Raw genomic sequence first — 2,670 nt, forward strand, 5'->3', positions numbered from 1 at the left:
CGACCAGCTCCCGCGCGGTGGGGGACGCCTCCGTCACCGTTATCCCGGCCTCGCGCAGATAGGGCAGCTGCGGGTGGGTGCCGTCCGCGCACAGCACGGTGTCGGCGGCGCGCAGGGCCTGCCAGGCGGGCCAGGACAGCAGGCCGGGGGCGACGCGGTGGCTGGTGGTCAGCAGGACGACGCGGCCGGGGGCGGGGCTGGGTTCGGGGCGGGCTTCGGCGCTGGATTCGTTCACGTTCCGAACGTAACCCACGGCGCGCAAGGGTGGATCGGGTTATCCACAGGGCCCAGGCACTCGTGTGATCGTACGACCGGAAACTCCGGTTCCCGTTCCGGTTCCGGTTCCAGTTCCGGATCCGCACCGGGCCGCCGCCCCGCCCGCTCGCCGCCTACGTCGTCACCGGCTGTCCGCCCGCCGCCGTCGTGACCTCCCGCACCCATGGCGTCTTGGCGTCCACCCGGCTGCTCTTCTGCACGTCCCAGGAGCCGTAGCGCGGGTTGAGGTCGACGTGGAGCTCCGTGGACGCCTTGGACAGGGCCTGCCAGAACGCGGGCTGGCTGGTGTCGGTGCCGAGCTCGGCGGCGAGCTTCTGCGCCTCCAGTTGCAGGCGCAGGTTGTCGTCGAGGCGGGCCGGTGCGATGCCGTACTTCTGCAGCCAGGCCGTCTCCAGGCCCTTGCCGCCGCCGGCCTGCCGCTCCAGGCCCGCGCGCATCCGCTGGATCTCCGCGCGGGTGACCGTGACGCCCTTGTCCCGGGCGGCGCGGTGCAGCACCCGGTCGAGCACCATGTTGTGCAGGGTGTCGCGGGTGAGACTGCTGGTGGAGGAGACGACCTGCTGGTACTGCGTCTCGTCCGGTACCGCGGCCCGCTGCGCCCGGCGGACCTCCTCGACCCGGCTCTCCAGCTGGGCGACGGTGATCCGCTGCCCGCCGACGACGGCCGCGGCGCCCGGGTGCGCCTCGCTTCCGCAGGCGGTCAGCAGGGGGGCCGCGGCGGCGATCGCGGCGGTGAGGACGAGCGCGGTGCGACGGCGGCGGTGCAAGGTGAACCTCCTGGGGGGAGATTGTGCGACGGTGCACAAGGTCTTGCGGTGATCGATGGTAGGCAGTGGGCAGGCCGCGGCCAACCCATTCGACCAACGATTCGCGCCCGCTTCGGGCACCGCCGCGCCGCCCCGGGCGCGGACCGCCGGGTCAGCCGATGATGGCGACCGGCGCGTCCCAGGTGTCCCGGTCGACGGTCAGCGTGACGCCGCCGCGCGTCTCCTTGCTGTTGACCAGGTACTGGTGGCCGCGGCTGTGCGGGGTGAACTGGCCGGCGCCCCACGGCCAGTCGGTGGTCGTCGTGTCCTTGTTGTCGTACAGCGCGTACCAGAGGTTGCCCGGCAGGTCCGTCTTGTCCGTGGCGGTGGCGACCGCCTTGGCGCTGGAGCCGGTGAAGCCGTAGTAGCCGCCGCGGTAGGTCTTGGCGCGCAGCGTCTTCGTGAAGGAGCGCACGTACGTCAGGACGGCGTCGTTGCACGCCTTGTTCTTGATGTCGTACGCCTCCATGTCGAGGTAGACGGGGCTGCCCGCCTTCATGCCGAGCGCGGACGCCTTGGCCACGGCGTCGGCGGCGTCCTTCGCGCCCAGCGAGGCCGCCGTCGCGGCGGTCAGCTTCTCGGGGCTGGAGCCGGTCTGGCAGGGCGGCTGCGCGCCGACGTAGATCGGGATGAGCTTCCAGCCGAGGGAGTTCACCGACTTCACCCACGAAGCGGTGAGGTTGGGCTGGGCGCAGCCGCGGTTCTTGCCGCCCACGTAGACGGCGGCGGCACCGTAGTAGCCGGTGTGCCAGGCCTTCATCGCGGACAGCGACGGAGCGGTGCAGGTGTCGAACGCGCGGCCGGTGAACGTCTTCTGCGCGGGCCAGCCGGTGGCGGCCATGGAGGTCTGCGCGGCGATGCCGGCCCCGGCGGCCACCACCACGCCGACCGCTCCCCACGCGATGTATCTGCGCTTCTTGGACTGCCGGTGTCCGGCCATGATCCCACCCCTGTTCGTGCACGCGACTCGCGCGCGTGCGTGCCTGACGAAGTCGACGGACAATCTAACCGCGCATCTGTCCGAGCCACTGGAGGGTCCGCCGGACCTCCACGGCCAGCGGATGACCGGGGCCGTGCAGCCGCTCGACGTCCATCACCAGCCGCGCGAGCGTGTCGTGGGCGGCCGGCCGGTCGCCGAGCGCGAGCAGCAGATGGCCGACGCGCCGGCGCACCTCGTGCGCGAGCCCCGGGTCCCCGGAGACGTACTGGTTCTCGTAGTACGGCAGCAGCGCGCGGTACTCGGCGAGCGCCGCCGCCGGTTCGCCCAGCTGCTCCAGGCACTGCGCGGCCTCGTAGCGATAGCGCAGTGCCTGCGCGTCCGCCTGGCCGGCCTCGGCGGCGCGTTCGTCGGCGAGCCGGCGCAGTTCGGGCAGCGCGCGCCGGTACTGGCCGTCGTCCAGGAGCGTGGCCGCGTACTGCTTGCGCAGGGTGCGCACCACCGGGGAGTGCTCGCCGTGCTGTTCGGCGGCGGCCGGCAGGATCGCGCCCAGGATGTCCACGGCCTGCGTGATACGGCCCTCGCCCAGCAGCCGTTTCACCTCGTACAAGAACACCGCGGCCACGCAATTACGCGAGCTGCTCCAGTCCC

2 protein-coding genes and 2 pseudogenes are annotated in these 2,670 nt (G+C 72.4%); all 4 read right to left on the bottom strand.

Annotated features, from left to right (window positions below):
* Window positions 1–235, bottom strand: a pseudogene (locus H5J33_RS30425) (nucleoside triphosphate pyrophosphohydrolase); the annotation flags it as partial.
* 154 nt (window positions 236–389) lie between these two features.
* Window positions 390–1,043, bottom strand: coding sequence for a SurA N-terminal domain-containing protein (locus tag H5J33_RS30430; RefSeq protein ID WP_181797998.1), 654 nt, complete (start codon window positions 1,041–1,043; stop codon window positions 390–392).
* A 151-nt stretch (window positions 1,044–1,194) separates the two neighbouring features.
* Window positions 1,195–2,022: a glycoside hydrolase domain-containing protein gene (locus H5J33_RS30435; RefSeq protein ID WP_181797999.1), complete on the bottom strand. Its 828-nt coding sequence runs from the start codon at window positions 2,020–2,022 to the stop codon at window positions 1,195–1,197.
* A gap of 64 nt (window positions 2,023–2,086) precedes the next feature.
* A pseudogene (locus tag H5J33_RS30440) lies at window positions 2,087–2,670 on the bottom strand (serine/threonine protein kinase); the annotation flags it as partial.

Source organism: Streptomyces sp. WELS2 (assembly GCF_013870595.1).
Classification (GTDB): domain Bacteria; phylum Actinomycetota; class Actinomycetes; order Streptomycetales; family Streptomycetaceae; genus Streptomyces.

Excerpts from the sequence above, each read along its gene's own strand:
- H5J33_RS30435 (WP_181797999.1), bottom strand. The coding sequence starts at position 2,022 with ATGGCCGGACACCGGCAGTCCAAGAAGCGCAGATACATCGCGTGGGGA.